Below are 16,244 nucleotides of genomic sequence, written 5' to 3'. Positions count from 1 at the left end.
AAAGGGTGATTATCTATACTTACCTCTTTGCACATTTTCAGGAGGTGAATATGACCCGAGTAGCAATTGTGACGGCATCGGATTCCGGTATCGGTAAAACCACCGCGCTGATGCTGGCAGAGCGCGGCTTTGATGTCGGTGTCACATGGCATTCCGATGAAAGCGGCGCGCGGGAAACCTGTCGCGAGGTTGAGGCGAGGGGGCAACGTGCAGAGGCTATCCAGCTTGATCTGAGCACGTTGCCGGACGGTGCAAAGGCCATTGATACGCTGATTGCGCGTTTCGGTCGGCTTGATGTTCTGGTCAACAATGCCGGGGCGATGACCAAAGCGCCATTCCTTGAGATGCCGTTTGACGACTGGCGGAACATTTTCACCGTTGACGTGGACGGCGCGTTTCTCTGTTCGCAGATTGCCGCGCGGCAGATGGTGAAGCAGGGGGAAGGGGGGCGAATTGTGAACATCACCTCGGTGCATGAGCACACGCCGCTGCCTGACGCCAGCGCCTATACCGCGGCAAAACATGCGCTGGGTGGCTTAACCAAATCCATGGCGCTGGAGCTGGTTAAGCACAAGATTCTGGTGAACGCCGTTGCGCCCGGGGCGATTGCCACGCCGATGAACGACATGGATGATAGCGAAGTGAAAGAAGGCTCAATGCCGGAAATCCCGCTGGCAAGGCCGGGGCATACCAAAGAGATCGCCAGCCTGGTGGCGTGGCTGTGCGACAGCGATGCCAGCTACACGACGGGACAATCCTTTATCGTTGACGGCGGATTTATGCTGGCGAATCCGCAGTTTAAGCCGGAGGGGTAGTTTTCCCCCTCACCCTAACCCTCTCCCAAGGGGAGAGGGAACTAAAAACCTCCTCTGCCTGTGAGAGAGGGCAACAGACCGCACTAAGCTAATCCTCATCCCGCCTCTTCTCCCTGTGCCGCATCCACAGCCTGACCCCAATCACCGCCACAACCACCAGAATCAGCCACGCCCAGTGTTTAATATGCTGATCGAGATTATGCAGCCACGGTCCGATCACCTCTCCGCCCACGTAGCCGAGCGTGGTGAAGATCAGCGCCCAGGCAATCGCGCCTACAATATTGAGCGGCAGAAATATTTTGGGCGGTAGACGGCTGACACCGATCAGAATCGGCCCGATAATGCGAAAGCCGTACATAAAGCGGGTGCCAATGACGAACAGATAGGGATGACGCTGAATGAGGCGCTGAGCGCGGCGGATTTTCTTTTGATGCTTTGCGAAACGCTTAAGCAGCGTAGGCCCGAAGCGCAGCCCCAAAAAGTAGAGCAGCTGATCGCCAATCATCCCGCCCAGCGCGACCGCGGCGACGACCAGCGGGAATTTCAGCAATCCCTGATGCGCCGCAACGCCGCCTAACAGCGTGATGGTTTCGCCTTCTGCCACGCTACCGATGACCAGCGCGGCATATCCATATTGTTCAATGAGTCCGTTGATATCCATTACGTCTGAGTTATCTCCCTGTCCGAGCCTGCTTTAATCATATACCCCCAGAATCAACCGTGCGGCAATCAACGGAATTTTCCCGCTGTACATAAAATAATCTAAAGCCTGCATTATACTTAGAGTATCGCTGACGGGCCGACAACAAGGGGGCGCTATGAACCATGTCTGGGGACTCTTCTCCCATCCCGATCGTGAAATGCACGTGATCAGAAGCGAGAACGAAACGGTCGCGCATCATTACACGCACCATGTGCTGCTGATGGCAGCGGTGCCGGTAATCTGTGCGTTTATAGGCACAACACAAATCGGCTGGAACTTTGGTGATGGCACCGTGGTTCAGCTCTCCTGGTTTACCGGGCTGTATCTTGCCGTCATTTTTTACGGCCTGATGCTGGCGGGTGTGGCGGTGATGGGGCGCGTTATTCACTGGATGGCGCGAAACTACCCGCAGCGTCCGTCGCTGGCCCACTGTATGGTCTTTGCCGGATATGTCGCGACCCCGCTGTTCTTAAGCGGTATTGTTGCGCTCTATCCACTGGTCTGGCTGTGCGCGCTGATCGGTACTGTTGCCCTCTTTTACACCGGTTATCTGCTGTATGTAGGGGTGCCAACCTTCCTGAATATCAATAAAGAAGAGGGCCTGAGCTTCTCCAGCTCTACGCTTGCCATCGGGGTTCTGGTCCTGGAGGCGTTACTGGCTCTGACGGTTATTCTGTGGGGTTATGGATACCGTCTCTTTTAAGCTCACTGCATTGCTGGCGTAAATGCCAGCAATGCAGCATCTGTTCACGATTCTCCGCTGGCGACAACGCACGGTGACCGCTATGATGCCGATGCCAGCCTGCGTTTATCCGTTGACGCAGGCGGTGTACGTCATTACGTGCGTGAATAATTATCAGAAGTCTCACCATGCTGAAATTCCGAGTTTCATTACTGAGCCTGGCGCTGCTGCTGGGTGCGTCCGCTGCCGCGCCAGCCATCGCCAAAACGCCTGCGGTGACCTCCGCGGCGGCACAACCGCAAATTGCCTCCGGCAGCGCGATGATCGTCGATCTCAACACCAACAAAGTGATCTATGCCAGCCACCCGGATCTGGTGCGTCCGATCGCCTCCATTACCAAATTAATGACCGCGATGGTGGTGCTTGATGCACGACTGCCGCTGGATGAAAAACTGAAGGTCGATATCAGCCACACGCCGGAAATGAAAGGCGTCTACTCCCGTGTGCGTCTGAACAGTGAAATCAGCCGTAAGGATATGCTGCTGCTGGCGCTGATGTCCTCCGAAAACCGCGCGGCAGCGAGCCTGGCGCACCACTATCCGGGCGGCTATGATGCGTTTATTCGCGCGATGAATGCCAAAGCCAAATCGCTGGGGATGACCAACACCCGCTATGTGGAGCCGACCGGGCTGTCGATTCATAACGTCTCAACGGCGCGTGATCTGACGAAGATGCTGATTGCCAGCAAGCAGTACCCGCTGCTTGGCCAGCTCAGCACCACGCGTGAGGACATGGCGACGTTCTCTAACCCGTCCTACACGCTGCCATTCCGCAACACTAACCATCTGGTGTATCGCGAGAACTGGAATATCCAGTTAACCAAAACCGGGTTTACCAATGCGGCAGGCCACTGCCTGGTGATGCGCACCGTGTTTAACGGCAAGCCGGTTGCGCTGGTGGTGATGGATGCCTTCGGCAAATATACCCACTTCGCGGATGCCAGCCGCCTGCGTACCTGGATTGAGACCGGGAAAGTGCAGCCGGTTCCGGCCGCGGCGCTGACGTATAAAAAGCAGAAAGCGGAACAGATGGCGACGGCGCAGAACGATTAGATAAAAGCAAAACGGCAACCTGGTTGCCGTTTTTAGTGTTTGCACCCTCTCCCTGTGGGAGAGGGCCGGGGTGAGGGCACCAGACCGCACTGGGCCTACTCCGGCAGCGTCCAGTCACCGTCGTTGAGCGGGCGCTGCATTATCAACGTATCCCGCCAGTCGCCTTTCTTATACCCAACGCTTCGCAATTGACCCACGACATCAAAACCGTGCTTTTTATGTAAGCGCAGCGAGCCCGAGTTGTTATTCCCGTCACCCACAACGGCAATCATCTGCCGCCACGGGCCCTGCTCGCAGCGTGCGATCAGCGCGCTCAGCATCGTCGAGCCAAATCCACGGCCCGTGGTGCTGGCATCCACATAGATTGATTCTTCCAGCGTATAGCGATAAGCCTGTCGCGGACGATACGGTGTGGCATAGCAATAGCCGACGACGATACCGCGGTACAGCGCGACCAGCCACGGCAAACCGCTGTCGATGACGTTTTTCATACGCTTACGCATTTCGTCTACGGTGGGGGGAACTTCTTCGAAGGATGCGCGACCATGGAGTACATGCCATGCATAGATGGCCGAGATGGCATGCGCATCATCTGGCAGGGCATCACGCACCTCTAGTTCGGTTTCGGATAAAATATCTACAGCCGACATGATGTGCCCGCTCCTTATCGTAGAATGCCGGAGAAACGTCTCTCCGGCGACAGATCGCTACTCTAGTACGATTAAGGAGCGCTTAACAATCTCTCAAATATGGCTGTATGAATTAATCAGATGCTTGCGTTATGGGCTGCTCCGCATCTGTCTCTTCTTTCCAGTATTTCTTCCGCGTTGTCTTACCAATGCCGGGATTCATACTATTTGTAGGGTCATTCTCGCGATAAAACTGCTTAAGTGCGTCAGGCGCTTTATAAAGATGCCCGACGTTGTGTTCTGCAGGATATTGCGCGCCACGTTCATGTAACAGGGCGAGCATCTGCTCTTTAAGCGCGTGCGCGTCAACGCCTTTTTTAACGATGTAATCCTGATGGAAGACATAGCACATAAAGTGGCCGTAATAGAGCTTGTGCACCAGCTTGCTGTCGATCTCCGGCGGCAGGTGCTCAAACCATTCGGTATCGTTGCGTCGCAGGGCGATATCCAGCGCCAGAATATCTTCCACCTCTTCGGAATGCACCGCCTGATAACGGATGGCTGCGCCTGCGGCGGCGAAACGATGCAGGAAGGCTTTGCTGCCTTCTTCCGGCGTGCAGGCAAAGAAATCACCCTCAGCCGTCTTGAAGAACTCGGTCAGCCAGTTTTGTGCTTCAGCAATCCCGTCTCCGGCCATCTTCAGCAGCAGGTGGTGCTCATACTTATCGCGCCAGGTTTTCATTCGCTCCGGTAAGTGCGCCGGAAAAACGTTGCCCAGCTTCTGCATAAAGCGGTCGGTGAAGTGCGGTTTGAACAGCGACACTTTATCAAGCATCGCGTCGGTGCGGCCCTTCATGGTGAAGAAGAACGGCATTTTGTCGGTGCCGAGCTTGTCGATCATCAGGAAGGTGTCTTTCCCGTAGCGCTCGGCGATGTCGTATATATCCCGGTGCATATATTCGCCCGCGACCGGCAGGTGGGTAAATTCGCCCAGAATATGACGACGGATTTCGGTCAACACCTCGGGCTGATTGGTGCCGATGTAAAACACCTGCTGCTTTTTCTCTGCCGGGAAGGTATCAAGACGCACGGCAAAAACGGCGAGCTTGCCTGCGCAGCCGGAGGATTCAAACAGGCGGTCTGGGTCAGCGTTATAGCGCGCCGGGGTATCGGCGTCGATATCCCGCACGCGGGTGACGTAATCATGATCGTGCGCGTGGCGACCATCGTGCTGAACGTCTTCGTCCTTCACGCGGTCATCGTCAAGCTTGCTCAGGATCTGCTCCGGCGTCACGCCGAGATCGATACCCAGATGGTTCACCAGCGTCAGCTTGCCGTTTTCGTCGATACGGGCATACAGCGACATCTCGGTATACGCCGGGCCGCGCTGCACCAGCGAGCCGCCGGAGTTATTGCAGATCCCGCCGATCACCGACGCGCCAATACAGGAGGAGCCGATCACCGAGTGTGGCTCGCGTCCCAGCGGCTTAAGCGCTTTTTCCAGCGTGTAAAGCGTGGTGCCGGGGAAGGCCAGCACCTGTTCGCCTTTGTCCAGCAGGTGAAGTTTGTCGAGGCGCAGGGTGCTGATAATCACGATGTCACGATCGTAATCATTGCCGTTCGGCGTGGAGCCTTCGGTCAGGCCGGTATTGGCGGCCTGCATTAAAATAATCTTGTCGGCGGCGACGCAGGCGCTCAGCACGCGCCACAGCTCAAGCAGCGTGCCGGGGAAGACCACGGCCAGCGCGTCACCCTGGCCGGAACGGAAACCCTTGCGGTAGCGGGCGGTTTTAGCCGGGTCAGTAAGCAGGTGAGAGTGACCAACCAGGCGCGACAGTTCGTTAATAAAAGTATTGTTATCGTCAGTTCGAACAGAAGACATCTTCCACTCCTTGTGGTGGGGCAAATTTCTCGCTGTAAAGCATAGCGCGATTAACTGTTAAGCGGTCGAGTATTCACGAGAAAAATCAGAGAATAACCCTGCAAGGTTCAAAGGGTTTGTGGCACACTGCGCTTTTCGCACGGTATGGCCGAGATCGTCCGGCGGTTATTGATGAGAGAGTATAACGACATGAAATGGCTATGTTCTGTAGGTGTCGCCGTCAGCCTGGCGCTGCAACCTGCGCTCGCAGAGGATTTGTTTGGTAATCACCCGCTCACGCCTGAAGCCCGCGACGCGTTTGTCACGGAATTGCTCAAAAAGATGACGGTTGATGAGAAAATCGGTCAGCTGCGTCTTATCAGCGTCGGCCCGGATAACCCGAAAGAGGCCATCCGTGAGATGATTAAAGAGAGCCAGGTGGGGGCGATTTTTAACACCGTCACCCGTCAGGATATCCGTAAAATGCAGGATCAGGTGATGGAACTCAGCCGCCTGAAGATCCCTCTCTTCTTTGCCTATGACGTGCTGCACGGCCAGCGTACCGTCTTCCCGATTAGCCTCGGGTTAGCCTCCTCCTTTAACCTCGACGCGGTGAAAACCGTCGGGCGCGTGTCGGCGTATGAAGCGGCGGACGATGGCCTGAACATGACCTGGGCGCCGATGGTCGATGTCTCCCGCGATCCGCGCTGGGGCCGCGCGTCGGAAGGCTTTGGTGAAGATACCTATTTAACGGCCACAATGGGTAAAACCATGGTGGAAGCGATGCAGGGCAAAAGTCCGGCGGACCGCTACTCGGTGATGACCAGCGTGAAGCATTTTGCGGCCTACGGCGCGGTTGAAGGTGGTAAAGAGTACAACACCGTCGACATGAGCCCGCAGCGTCTGTTCAATGACTACATGCCGCCGTACAAGGCAGGGCTGGATGCGGGGAGCGGCGCGGTGATGGTGGCGCTGAACTCGCTGAACGGCACGCCAGCGACGTCCGATTCCTGGCTGCTGAAAGACGTGCTGCGCGACCAGTGGGGCTTTAAGGGCATTACCGTCTCTGACCACGGCGCGATTAAAGAGCTGATTAAACACGGCACGGCGTCCGATCCGGAAGATGCGGTGCGCGTGGCGCTCAAGTCCGGCATCAACATGAGCATGAGCGACGAGTACTACAGCAAATACCTGCCGGGGCTGGTGAAGAGCGGCAAGGTGACGATGGCGGAGCTGGACGATGCCACGCGCCACGTGCTGAACGTGAAATATGACATGGGGCTGTTTAACGATCCGTACAGCCATCTGGGACCGAAGGACTCTGACCCGGCTGACACCAATGCCGAAAGCCGTCTGCACCGCAAAGAGGCGCGTGAAGTCGCGCGTGAAAGCCTGGTGCTGCTGAAAAACCGCCTCGACACGCTGCCGCTGAAAAAATCCGGCACCATCGCCGTGGTCGGCCCGCTGGCCGACAGCAAGCGCGACGTGATGGGCAGCTGGTCTGCGGCTGGCGTGGCGGATCAGTCCGTCACCGTGCTGACCGGCATTAAAAATGCCGTCGGTGAAAACGCGAAAGTGGTGTACGCCAAAGGTGCAAACGTCACCGACGATAAAGACATCGTTACCTTCCTCAATCAGTACGAGGAAGCGGTGAAGGTGGATCCGCGCACGCCAAAAGAGATGATCGACGAAGCGGTTAACACCGCGAAGCAGTCTGAAGTTGTTGTCGCGGTCGTGGGTGAAGCGCAGGGGATGGCGCACGAAGCCTCCAGCCGTACCGATATCACCATTCCGCAGAGCCAGCGCGATCTGATCGCCGCCCTGAAGGCCACCGGCAAACCGCTGGTGCTGGTGCTGATGAACGGCCGTCCGCTGGCGCTGGTGAAAGAAGACCAGCAGGCTGATGCTATTCTGGAAACCTGGTTCGCCGGTACTGAAGGCGGTAACGCTATTGCTGACGTGCTGTTTGGCGATTACAACCCGTCGGGCAAGCTGCCGATGTCCTTCCCGCGCTCCGTCGGACAGATCCCGGTGTACTACAGCCACCTGAACACCGGTCGTCCGTATAACGCCGACAAGCCGAACAAGTACACCTCGCGCTACTTCGACGAAGCCAACGGCCCGCTGTATCCGTTTGGTTACGGTCTGAGCTACACCACCTTTAAGGTCTCTGACGTGAAAATGTCGGCGCCTACCATGAAGCGTGACGGCAAGGTCACCGCCAGCGTGGACGTGACCAACACCGGCAAGCGCGAAGGCGCGACGGTGATCCAGATGTACGTTCAGGATGTTACCGCGTCCATGAGCCGTCCGGTGAAGCAGCTGCGCGGTTTCGACAAGGTGTCACTCAAGCCTGGCGAAACCAAAACCGTAAGCTTCCCGATTGACGTCGATGCGCTGAAGTTCTGGAACCAGCAGATGAAATACGTTGTGGAACCCGGCAAGTTTAACGTATTCATCGGCGCGGATTCCGCCCGGGTGAATAAAGGCGAGTTCGAACTGCAGTAATCCTCCCTTCCTTCGCATCCCCCGCCTCACGGGGGATGCGTCTTACCTTATGCTAAAAAGGCATTTTGACGGTTAAACACGCCGTTTTAAGCTACGCTTTTCTCTCAAGCCTCTGAAAAAGGCGATAAAAAAATGAGGACAGCGGAATGACGATTAAAAAGGGGATGTTAGGCTCTGCGGTGTTACTGGCCGCGCTTAGCCTGCCGCTTCAGGCGGCTGAGCCTGTCAAAGTGGGATCAAAGATTGATACCGAAGGGGCGCTGCTCGGCAATATTATTTTGCAGGTGCTTGAGAGCCACGGGGTCAAAACGGTCAACAAAGTTCAGCTCGGTACAACGCCCGTCGTGCGCGGTGCTATTACCTCCGGCGAGCTGGATATCTACCCTGAATACACCGGAAACGGCGCATTCTTCTTCAAAGATGAGAACGATCCGGCATGGAAAAACGCCAGCGCCGGGTATGAAAAAGTCAAAAAACTGGACGCAGATCAGAACAAACTGGTCTGGTTGACGCCTGCGCCTGCGAACAATACCTGGACCATCGCGGTGCGTAAGGACGTGGCGGAGAAGGGCAAGCTGACCTCGCTCGCGGATCTCAGCCGCTACCTGAAAGAGAAGGGCGATTTCAAACTCGCTGCGTCGGCTGAATTTATCGAACGTCCTGACGCGCTGCCTGCGTTCGAAAAAGCCTACGACTTCAAGCTTGATCAGGCCCAGCTGCTCTCTCTGGCAGGCGGTGATACGGCAGTGACCATCAAAGCCGCGGCGCAGCAAACCTCCGGAGTAAATGCCGCGATGGCCTACGGCACCGACGGCCCGGTTGCGGCCCTTGGACTGCAAACCCTGACCGACCCGAAAGGCGTCCAGCCGATTTACGCCCCGACCCCGGTAGTGCGCGAAGCGGTGCTGAAAGCGTACCCGGATATTGCGGAATGGCTCAAACCGGTCTTTGAAAAACTGGATGAAAAAACGCTGCAGCAGCTGAACGCCAGCATTGCCGTTGAGGGACTGGATGCCAAAAAAGTGGCGGCGGACTTCCTGAAACAACAAGGGCTTGTGAAGTAACAGGATAAAGCTGTGCCAATACAATGTCATAACCGCGTGCTGCTGCTGTTGGCCTGTGTGGCCATCGCGGCGGTCGCGTTACCTTTTGTGAACGTCGCGCCTAACCGGCTGATGTCGGGTGAAGGGCGCGCACTCTGGCAGATTTGGTCGTTTTCGCCCGCGCTGCTGGCGGTGGCGCTGGGCGCGACCGTCGTCCTGTCGCTCTGGTCAGGTCGTGCCGCACACTGGCTGACGCTGCTCCTCTGTGAAGCCCTTTTTTTGGGGCTGTTCTGGATCGCAGGGCAGTCGGCGACGCTCATGATGTCTGCGGAAAGCCCGCTGGCGCGTACGTCCATCGGCAGCGGTTTGTGGCTGTGGATGGCGCTCTGCCTGCTGGCCTGTAGCGATGCCATTCGCCGCCTGACGCCAGCACCCGTCTGGCGTTGGCTGCTGAACGCGCAAATCTGGCTCATCCCTCTGGTCCTCCTGTTTAGCGGTGAGCTGAATAATCTCTCGTTGTTAAAAGAGTACGCCAATCGCCAGGAGGTGTTTGATGATGCGCTCTCGCAACATCTGACGATCCTCTTTGGCACGCTTTTCCCGGCGCTGCTTCTGGGCGTCCCGCTGGGCATCTTGTGCTATCGCCATCCGGCGCGACAGGGGAGCGTGTTCACCGTTCTCAACGTCATTCAGACGGTTCCCTCCGTGGCCCTGTTTGGATTGCTCATTGCTCCGCTGGCCGGTCTGGCGAGGTCATTTCCCGCGTTGGGGGACATCGGCATTGCCGGTACCGGACTCACGCCCGCGCTGATCGCGCTGGTGCTCTATGCGCTGCTGCCGCTGGTGCGCGGTGTGGTGGCGGGCTTAAGCCAGGTTGCGCCGGATGTGCTGGAAAGTGCCCATGCGATGGGAATGAGCGCGCGGCAGTGTTTCTGGAAAATACAGTTACCCCTTGCGCTTCCGCTGTTAATTCGCAGCTTGCGGGTAGTGACGGTGCAAACCGTGGGGATGGCGGTGATTGCTGCGCTCATTGGCGCGGGCGGTTTTGGTGCGCTGGTATTCCAGGGGCTGCTCAGCAGCGCGCTGGACCTGGTCTTATTGGGCGTGGTGCCCACTATCGCGCTGGCGGTTGTTTTGGATGCGTTATTTGCCCTGTGGCTCGCGCTGCTCGGGAGAAGAGCCAATGATTGAATTTCATGATGTCAGTAAAACCTTTGCCGGTCGTCCGGCGGCAAGCCACCTGAATCTGCATTTTGCCGAGGGGGCGTTTTCGGTATTGATCGGCACATCGGGGTCGGGAAAATCCACCACCCTGAAGATGATCAACCGGCTGGTTGAGCACGACAGCGGGATGATTCGCTTTGCCGGAGAAGAGATCCGCAGCCTGCCGGTACTGGAGTTGCGCCGTCGTATGGGCTATGCCATTCAGTCTATCGGGCTGTTCCCCCACTGGACCGTGGCGCAGAACATCGCCACCGTGCTGCAGCTGGAAAAATGGACGCGGGCGAAAACCCATGCGCGGGTGGATGAGCTGATGGCCCTGCTGGGATTAGAGCCGACACTGCGTGACCGCTACCCGCATCAGCTTTCCGGCGGACAGCAGCAGCGGGTTGGGGTCGCGCGCGCGCTGGCGGCCAATCCGCAGGTGTTGCTGATGGATGAACCTTTTGGCGCGCTGGATCCGGTCACACGCGGTGCGCTGCAGGCGGAGATGACCCGCATCCACCGCATTCTGGGGCGCACCATTATCCTTGTGACGCACGACATTGATGAGGCGCTGCGCCTGGCTGACCATCTGGTGCTGATGGACCACGGTGAGGTGGTACAGCAGGGCACGCCGCTTGCGCTGTTGAGCCAGCCGAAGAACGACTTTGTGCGCGAATTTTTTGGCCGCAGCGAGCTTGGCGTCAGGCTGCTCTCTTTGCGCACCGTTGGCGATTATATGCGCCGACAGGATGCGCCGCTAAGCGGGGAACCGTTACAGGAGCAGATGAGCCTGCGGGATGCGCTGTCTGCTTTCGTCGCCAGACAATGTGAGATCCTGCCGGTGACCAACAGCCAGGGAACAACCTGTGGTGCATTGCATTTTCGCGATCTGCTGGCCGGGGAGGTGACGCGTGAAGGTCATGCGTGATCCGCTGCTCTGGCTGGCGCTGCTCTTCGTCGGCCTGCTCTTTCTGATGCCGCACAGCGCGGCGCTGTTCGGTTCGCTCTTTCCTGGCCTGCCGCGACCGGTCTATCAACAGGAGAGTTTTATTAACCTTGCGCTGGCGCACGCCTGGCTGGTGACGATCTCAAGCGTCATTGCCATCGTCCTCGGCGTGGGGGCAGGGATCGCGGTGACAAGGCCATCGGGACGTGAGTTTCGTCCGCTGGTGGAGACGATTGCGGCGATCGGTCAGACGTTTCCGCCGGTGGCGGTGCTGGCGATTGCGGTACCGGTTATTGGCTTTGGGCAGCAGCCGGCGATTATTGCGCTGATTTTATACGGGGTATTGCCGATACTTCAGGGAACCCTGGCCGGTATTGCGGCGGTGCCCGCATCGGTGCTGAGCGTAGCAGAAGGGATGGGCATGAGCGCCTGGCAGCGGTTGCGCAAGGTTGAGCTCCCGCTCGCGGCACCGGTCATTATCGCCGGGATCCGCACGTCGGTGATTATCAACATCGGTACGGCGACTATCGCCTCGACGGTGGGGGCAAATACGCTGGGAACGCCGATTATTATCGGCTTAAGCGGATTTAATACGGCCTACATTATTCAGGGGGCGCTACTGGTTGCGCTGGCGGCGATTGTGGTCGATCGCCTTTTCGAGCGCCTGGCTCGGTATCTCAGCCGACACCGCCACGGACGATAAACGAGTAACCCGCCAGCATCACGCCGCCGATACCGCTTACGGCCATCAGGACAAAAAGGGTAATTACCGCCAGTTTAGTTGCCTTCATCATGTGCTCCTGTTGTTAACGGAACAATTATACGGTGAAGCGCAGCTGTTAATGAACCATTAAATGCCGTTATGGCTCATCCGGGCCCAGGGAATAAACCGGGTAACCATTCTCGCGCCATTCCGTCAGCAGCTGTTGCTGCGAGGCGGAGGGCACTTCGCCACACCAGACCAGCAGGGTCTGACCGTCAAAAAACTCGGGCCGCAGCTGGGCCAGCGAGTGCGCGAGCACATCCACGCGCCAGCCTTTTTGGGTGGCAATCCAGGCTTCCAGCCACAGACGCGTGGTGTCGTGCACGTTCCAGCCAACCACCAGCGCATCTTTTCCGGCCTTGTTCTTCGCCGAGGCAAGGCAGACGGCAATATAGTTGATCAGTACGCCGTCGAGCATGCTGAGCAGCGCCTGCAGGGTAGACTGTTGGCACTGAAGGCGTCGACGGAGCGGAATGAAAAGATGGGTGATCAGCGTTTGCGCGGGATAATCACGCCCTTGATCTTTTATCCACGCGCGCAGGCGCTGCAGGTTACCCGCCTGCAGGAGCCGCAGCAGTGCTTCCTGTTGCTCACGCCAGAGATGCTGGGTGTCCGGATCGTCATGGCTAAGCAAGGATTTCACTTTGCCGACCTGCACACCGTTGTCGATCCAGCTTTTTATCTCGCGGATCCGGTCGATATCGGCCTCGTTGAACAGACGATGCCCACCGTCCGTTCTCTGCGGTTTAAGTAATCCATACCGTCGCTGCCACGCCCGTAGGGTAACGGGATTGATATCACAAAGGAGTGCCACTTCACCTATTGTGTAAAGCGCCATATTCGCCCCCTGGCTTACGCGTCCCCAGCTTAACTGTAGACCCACTTTGCCGAACCAGGAAGGATTGATCGTTTTTTGAACAAATAATGCGAAGCATGCGCGATGTTCGGCAAAAGCTGTGATGACCGACACGATTTGCAGCTTTTTTGGCGCGCTTCAAAGAAAGTTTACCTGCATCAGTGTATGTTACGCGTTTTTAGAATGTGCGGTTTTTTGTATGTACGAGTTTAATCTGGTGCTGTTGTTGCTTCAGCAGATGTGTGTGTTTCTTGTCATCGCCTGGTTGATGAGTAAAACGCGCCTGTTCATTCCGCTGATGCAGGTCACCGTCCGTCTGCCGCACAAGCTGCTTTGCTATGTGACCTTCTCCATTTTCTGCATTATGGGGACCTACTTTGGTCTCCATATCGAAGATTCCATTGCCAATACGCGCGCCATCGGTGCGGTGATGGGCGGCCTGCTTGGCGGTCCCGTTGTCGGCGGCCTTGTGGGGCTTACCGGCGGTCTGCACCGCTATTCTATGGGCGGCATGACGGCGCTGAGCTGTATGATCTCCACGATCGTCGAAGGGCTACTGGGTGGCCTTGTCCACAGCTACATGATCAAACGCGGCCGTCCGGATAAGGTATTTAGCCCGCTTACCGCCGGTGCGATTACCTTCGTGGCAGAGATGGCGCAGATGGCGATTATCCTGCTGATTGCCCGTCCGTTTGACGATGCGCTGCACCTGGTGAGCAATATTGCAGCTCCGATGATGGTGACCAATACCGTGGGCGCGGCGCTGTTTATGCGTATTCTGCTCGACAAGCGCGCCATGTTTGAGAAATACACCTCGGCGTTTTCCGCGACGGCCCTGAAAGTTGCAGCCTCAACGGAGGGGATCCTGCGTCAGGGATTTAACGAAGAAAACAGCATGAAGGTGGCGCAGGTGCTCTACAAGGAGCTGGATATCGGTGCCGTCGCCATTACCGACCGCGAAAAGCTGCTGGCGTTTACCGGTACCGGAGACGACCACCATCTGCCGGGCAAACCGATCTCATCAACCTATACCCTGCGCGCCATTGAAACCGGTGAAGTGGTGTATGCGGACGGGAATGAGATCCCCTACCGCTGCTCGCTTCATCCGCAGTGCAAGCTTGGCTCGACGCTGGTGATCCCGCTTCGCGGTGAAAATCAGCGGGTGATGGGGACGATTAAGCTCTACGAAGCGAAAAACCGTCTGTTCAGCTCGATCAACCGCACGCTGGGGGAGGGGATTGCCCAGCTGCTTTCCGCGCAAATTCTGGCGGGGCAGTATGAACGGCAGAAAGCGCTGCTGACGCAGTCAGAGATCAAACTCCTGCACGCCCAGGTCAATCCGCATTTCCTGTTTAATGCGCTTAATACGCTGAAGGCGGTGATCCGCCGCGACAGCGATCAGGCCGCGCAGCTGGTGCAGTTTTTGTCGACCTTTTTCCGCAAGAACCTAAAACGGCCTTCCGAAATCGTGACCCTGGCCGACGAGATTGAACACGTTAACGCGTACCTGCAGATTGAACAGGCACGCTTCCAGTCTCGCCTGCAGGTGTCGCTCTCCGTCCCGGACGCGCTGGCGTACCAGCATCTTCCGGCTTTTACCCTTCAGCCTATTGTAGAAAATGCCATCAAACACGGTACATCGCAGTTGCTGGGCATCGGGGAGATCACCATTTCTGCTACCCAGTTTAACCACCATCTGGTGCTGGATATTGAGGATAACGCCGGACTCTACGTCCCTTCCGCATCGGGTGGGTTAGGGATGAGCCTGGTGGATAAACGCCTGCGTGCGCACTTCGGTGACGACTGTGGCATTACCGTCGCCTGTGAACCCGACCGATTTACCCGTATCACCTTACGACTGCCGCTGGAGGAAAACGCATGTTAAGAGTGCTGATTGTGGATGACGAGCCGCTGGCACGGGAAAACCTGCGCGTGCTATTGCAGGAGCAGAGTGATATCGAGGTAGTGGGTGAGTGCGCAAATGCCATTGAGGCCATCGGTGCGGTGCACAAACTGCGTCCGGACGTGCTGTTCCTCGACATTCAGATGCCGCGCATCAGCGGGCTGGAGATGGTCGGGATGCTTGATCCTGAGCACCGCCCCTATATCGTCTTTCTGACAGCGTTTGATGAATATGCCGTGAAGGCATTTGAAGAACATGCCTTTGATTATCTGCTGAAACCGATTGAAGAGAAGCGGCTGGATAAAACGCTCACTCGTTTACGCCAGGAGCGCACCGTGCAGGATATGACGCTGCTGCCGGAAAACCAGCAGCCGCTGAAGTTTATCCCCTGCACCGGGCACAGCCGCATTTATCTCCTGCAGATGGATGACGTGGCCTTTGTCAGCAGCCGTCTGAGCGGGGTATATGTCACCAGCGCGGAGGGAAATGAAGGCTTTACAGAGCTGACGCTTCGCACCCTGGAGAGCCGCACGCCGCTGATCCGCTGCCATCGTCAGTATCTGGTGAACATGGCGCACCTGAAGGAGATCCGCCTGGAAGATAACGGCCAGGCCGAACTGGTGCTGCGTGCCGGGCATACGGTGCCCGTCAGCCGTCGCTACCTGAAGAGTTTGAAAGAGGCGATTGGTCTGTAAAACTGGTACACTGCGCGCCATTGCATCATCGACAGTTAAAGGCACTCATGATTAGTAATGACATTCTTCGTAGCCTGCGCTACACCCTGAAAGCAAACAATAATGACATGGTGCGCATTCTTGCGTTGTCCGACATGGAAGCCACGTCTGCGGGTTTCGATACCTGGATGACTAAAGAAGACGAAGAGGGGTTTGTTCGCTGCCCCGACATCATTCTGTCGGGTTTCCTGAACGGCCTGATTTACGATAAGCGTGGCAAAGATCCGGCCGCGCCAGAACTGGCGCTGGAGCGTCGCGTGAACAACAACACGGTGCTGAAAAAGCTGCGCATCGCGTTCTCGCTGAAAACGGACGATATTGTCGCGATCATGACCGAGCAAAAATACCGCGTGTCGGTGCCGGAAGTGACCGCCATGATGCGCGCGCCGGACCATAAAAACTACCGCGAGTGCGGCGACCAGTTTTTGCGTAATTTCCTGCGCGGGCTGACCCACCGGGTGCATCACCCGAAACCATAAAAAA

At 57.1% G+C, this 16,244-nt stretch carries 16 protein-coding genes; 11 read left to right on the top strand and 5 right to left on the bottom strand.

Annotation, left to right across the window (positions count from 1 at the left end; all coding sequences use genetic code 11):
* The first annotated feature begins 50 nt into the window (after positions 1–50).
* On the top strand, positions 51–815 hold the full coding sequence (locus ACOQH0_RS15285) for an SDR family oxidoreductase (RefSeq protein WP_089597971.1): 765 nt from the start codon (positions 51–53) through the stop codon (positions 813–815).
* An 88-nt stretch (positions 816–903) separates the two neighbouring features.
* Here ACOQH0_RS15285 and ACOQH0_RS15280 read toward each other — a convergent pair whose 3' ends face one another.
* Complete coding sequence (locus tag ACOQH0_RS15280; RefSeq protein WP_010433587.1) at positions 904–1,476, bottom strand: DedA family protein; 573 nt, start codon at positions 1,474–1,476, stop codon at positions 904–906.
* A gap of 157 nt (positions 1,477–1,633) precedes the next feature.
* Here ACOQH0_RS15280 and ACOQH0_RS15275 point away from each other — a divergent pair, with 157 nt between their 5' ends.
* Entirely contained in the window at positions 1,634–2,221 is a 588-nt protein-coding gene (locus tag ACOQH0_RS15275) for a Yip1 family protein (RefSeq protein WP_010433589.1), read from the top strand.
* Between the two features lie 167 nt (positions 2,222–2,388).
* Positions 2,389–3,312, top strand: a complete 924-nt coding sequence (pbpG, locus tag ACOQH0_RS15270) for a D-alanyl-D-alanine endopeptidase (protein ID WP_010433590.1) — start codon at positions 2,389–2,391, stop codon at positions 3,310–3,312.
* 95 nt (positions 3,313–3,407) lie between these two features.
* Here pbpG and ACOQH0_RS15265 read toward each other — a convergent pair whose 3' ends face one another.
* Together ACOQH0_RS15265 and dld are read right to left on the bottom strand one after the other, a co-directional pair.
* Positions 3,408–3,962: a GNAT family N-acetyltransferase gene (locus tag ACOQH0_RS15265; protein WP_089597972.1), complete on the bottom strand. Its 555-nt coding sequence runs from the start codon at positions 3,960–3,962 to the stop codon at positions 3,408–3,410.
* A 112-nt stretch (positions 3,963–4,074) separates the two neighbouring features.
* Positions 4,075–5,823 carry a D-lactate dehydrogenase gene (gene dld / locus ACOQH0_RS15260; RefSeq protein ID WP_214605646.1) on the bottom strand — a complete coding sequence of 583 codons (1,749 nt, stop codon included), beginning with the start codon at positions 5,821–5,823 and terminating at the stop codon, positions 4,075–4,077.
* 189 nt (positions 5,824–6,012) lie between these two features.
* Here dld and bglX point away from each other — a divergent pair, with 189 nt between their 5' ends.
* The 5 genes from bglX to ACOQH0_RS15235 all read left to right on the top strand — a co-directional run bounded on the left by bglX (position 6,013) and on the right by ACOQH0_RS15235 (position 12,208).
* A complete protein-coding gene (gene bglX, locus ACOQH0_RS15255; RefSeq protein ID WP_421512363.1) occupies positions 6,013–8,310 on the top strand; it encodes a beta-glucosidase BglX in 2,298 nt (765 codons plus the stop codon).
* A gap of 146 nt (positions 8,311–8,456) precedes the next feature.
* Positions 8,457–9,374, top strand: a complete 918-nt coding sequence (gene osmF / locus ACOQH0_RS15250) for a glycine betaine ABC transporter substrate-binding protein OsmF (protein ID WP_089597974.1) — start codon at positions 8,457–8,459, stop codon at positions 9,372–9,374.
* 12 nt (positions 9,375–9,386) lie between these two features.
* Positions 9,387–10,544: an ABC transporter permease gene (locus tag ACOQH0_RS15245; protein WP_421510758.1), complete on the top strand. Its 1,158-nt coding sequence runs from the start codon at positions 9,387–9,389 to the stop codon at positions 10,542–10,544.
* The gene (locus ACOQH0_RS15240) at positions 10,537–11,487 is read left to right on the top strand and encodes an ABC transporter ATP-binding protein (RefSeq protein WP_089597976.1); all 951 of its coding nucleotides are present in this window, start codon (positions 10,537–10,539) and stop codon (positions 11,485–11,487) included. Before ACOQH0_RS15245 ends, ACOQH0_RS15240 begins: the two co-directional genes overlap by 8 nt.
* Positions 11,471–12,208 carry an ABC transporter permease gene (locus ACOQH0_RS15235; RefSeq protein ID WP_421510757.1) on the top strand — a complete coding sequence of 246 codons (738 nt, stop codon included), beginning with the start codon at positions 11,471–11,473 and terminating at the stop codon, positions 12,206–12,208. Before ACOQH0_RS15240 ends, ACOQH0_RS15235 begins: the two co-directional genes overlap by 17 nt.
* Here the strand turns inward: ACOQH0_RS15235 and ACOQH0_RS15230 are convergent.
* Both ACOQH0_RS15230 and mlrA read right to left on the bottom strand, forming a co-directional pair.
* Positions 12,183–12,296 carry a protein YohO gene (locus ACOQH0_RS15230; protein ID WP_010433613.1) on the bottom strand — a complete coding sequence of 38 codons (114 nt, stop codon included), beginning with the start codon at positions 12,294–12,296 and terminating at the stop codon, positions 12,183–12,185. The two genes, ACOQH0_RS15235 and ACOQH0_RS15230, sit on opposite strands and share 26 nt — an antisense overlap.
* 69 nt (positions 12,297–12,365) lie before the next feature.
* Positions 12,366–13,106, bottom strand: coding sequence for an HTH-type transcriptional regulator MlrA (mlrA, locus tag ACOQH0_RS15225; RefSeq protein WP_010433616.1), 741 nt, complete (start codon positions 13,104–13,106; stop codon positions 12,366–12,368).
* A 217-nt stretch (positions 13,107–13,323) separates the two neighbouring features.
* On the opposite strand from mlrA, the gene ACOQH0_RS15220 reads away from it, so the two are divergent.
* The 3 genes from ACOQH0_RS15220 to ACOQH0_RS15210 are packed head-to-tail and all read left to right on the top strand — an operon-like array spanning position 13,324 to position 16,240.
* A complete protein-coding gene (locus ACOQH0_RS15220; RefSeq protein WP_042718811.1) occupies positions 13,324–15,009 on the top strand; it encodes a sensor histidine kinase in 1,686 nt (561 codons plus the stop codon).
* On the top strand, positions 15,003–15,722 hold the full coding sequence (btsR, locus tag ACOQH0_RS15215; protein WP_010433622.1) for a two-component system response regulator BtsR: 720 nt from the start codon (positions 15,003–15,005) through the stop codon (positions 15,720–15,722). Before ACOQH0_RS15220 ends, btsR begins: the two co-directional genes overlap by 7 nt.
* A gap of 47 nt (positions 15,723–15,769) precedes the next feature.
* On the top strand, positions 15,770–16,240 hold the full coding sequence (locus ACOQH0_RS15210) for a DUF1456 family protein (protein ID WP_421510756.1): 471 nt from the start codon (positions 15,770–15,772) through the stop codon (positions 16,238–16,240).
* The last annotated feature ends 4 nt before the right edge of the window (positions 16,241–16,244 follow it).

It is taken from the genome of Enterobacter sp. JS8-1, assembly GCF_049187015.1.
Lineage (GTDB): Bacteria > Pseudomonadota > Gammaproteobacteria > Enterobacterales > Enterobacteriaceae > Enterobacter > Enterobacter mori.
Note: the sequence above shows the minus strand (reverse complement) of the source record. Positions and strands in the feature narration are given on the sequence as shown.

Bases quoted from the DNA above. Each gene is read 5' to 3' on its own strand.
- bglX (WP_421512363.1), top strand. From the start codon at position 6,013: ATGAAATGGCTATGTTCTGTAGGTGTCGCCGTCAGCCTGGCGCTGCAA.
- ACOQH0_RS15265 (WP_089597972.1), bottom strand. From the start codon at position 3,962: ATGTCGGCTGTAGATATTTTATCCGAAACCGAACTAGAGGTGCGTGAT.
- pbpG (WP_010433590.1), top strand. From the start codon at position 2,389: ATGCTGAAATTCCGAGTTTCATTACTGAGCCTGGCGCTGCTGCTGGGT.
- ACOQH0_RS15280 (WP_010433587.1), bottom strand. From the start codon at position 1,476: ATGGATATCAACGGACTCATTGAACAATATGGATATGCCGCGCTGGTC.
- ACOQH0_RS15240 (WP_089597976.1), top strand. From the start codon at position 10,537: ATGATTGAATTTCATGATGTCAGTAAAACCTTTGCCGGTCGTCCGGCG.
- mlrA (WP_010433616.1), bottom strand. From the start codon at position 13,106: ATGGCGCTTTACACAATAGGTGAAGTGGCACTCCTTTGTGATATCAAT.
- ACOQH0_RS15220 (WP_042718811.1), top strand. From the start codon at position 13,324: ATGTACGAGTTTAATCTGGTGCTGTTGTTGCTTCAGCAGATGTGTGTG.
- btsR (WP_010433622.1), top strand. From the start codon at position 15,003: ATGTTAAGAGTGCTGATTGTGGATGACGAGCCGCTGGCACGGGAAAAC.
- osmF (WP_089597974.1), top strand. From the start codon at position 8,457: ATGACGATTAAAAAGGGGATGTTAGGCTCTGCGGTGTTACTGGCCGCG.
- ACOQH0_RS15285 (WP_089597971.1), top strand. From the start codon at position 51: ATGACCCGAGTAGCAATTGTGACGGCATCGGATTCCGGTATCGGTAAA.
- ACOQH0_RS15210 (WP_421510756.1), top strand. From the start codon at position 15,770: ATGATTAGTAATGACATTCTTCGTAGCCTGCGCTACACCCTGAAAGCA.
- ACOQH0_RS15275 (WP_010433589.1), top strand. From the start codon at position 1,634: ATGAACCATGTCTGGGGACTCTTCTCCCATCCCGATCGTGAAATGCAC.
- ACOQH0_RS15230 (WP_010433613.1), bottom strand. From the start codon at position 12,296: ATGAAGGCAACTAAACTGGCGGTAATTACCCTTTTTGTCCTGATGGCC.
- dld (WP_214605646.1), bottom strand. From the start codon at position 5,823: ATGTCTTCTGTTCGAACTGACGATAACAATACTTTTATTAACGAACTG.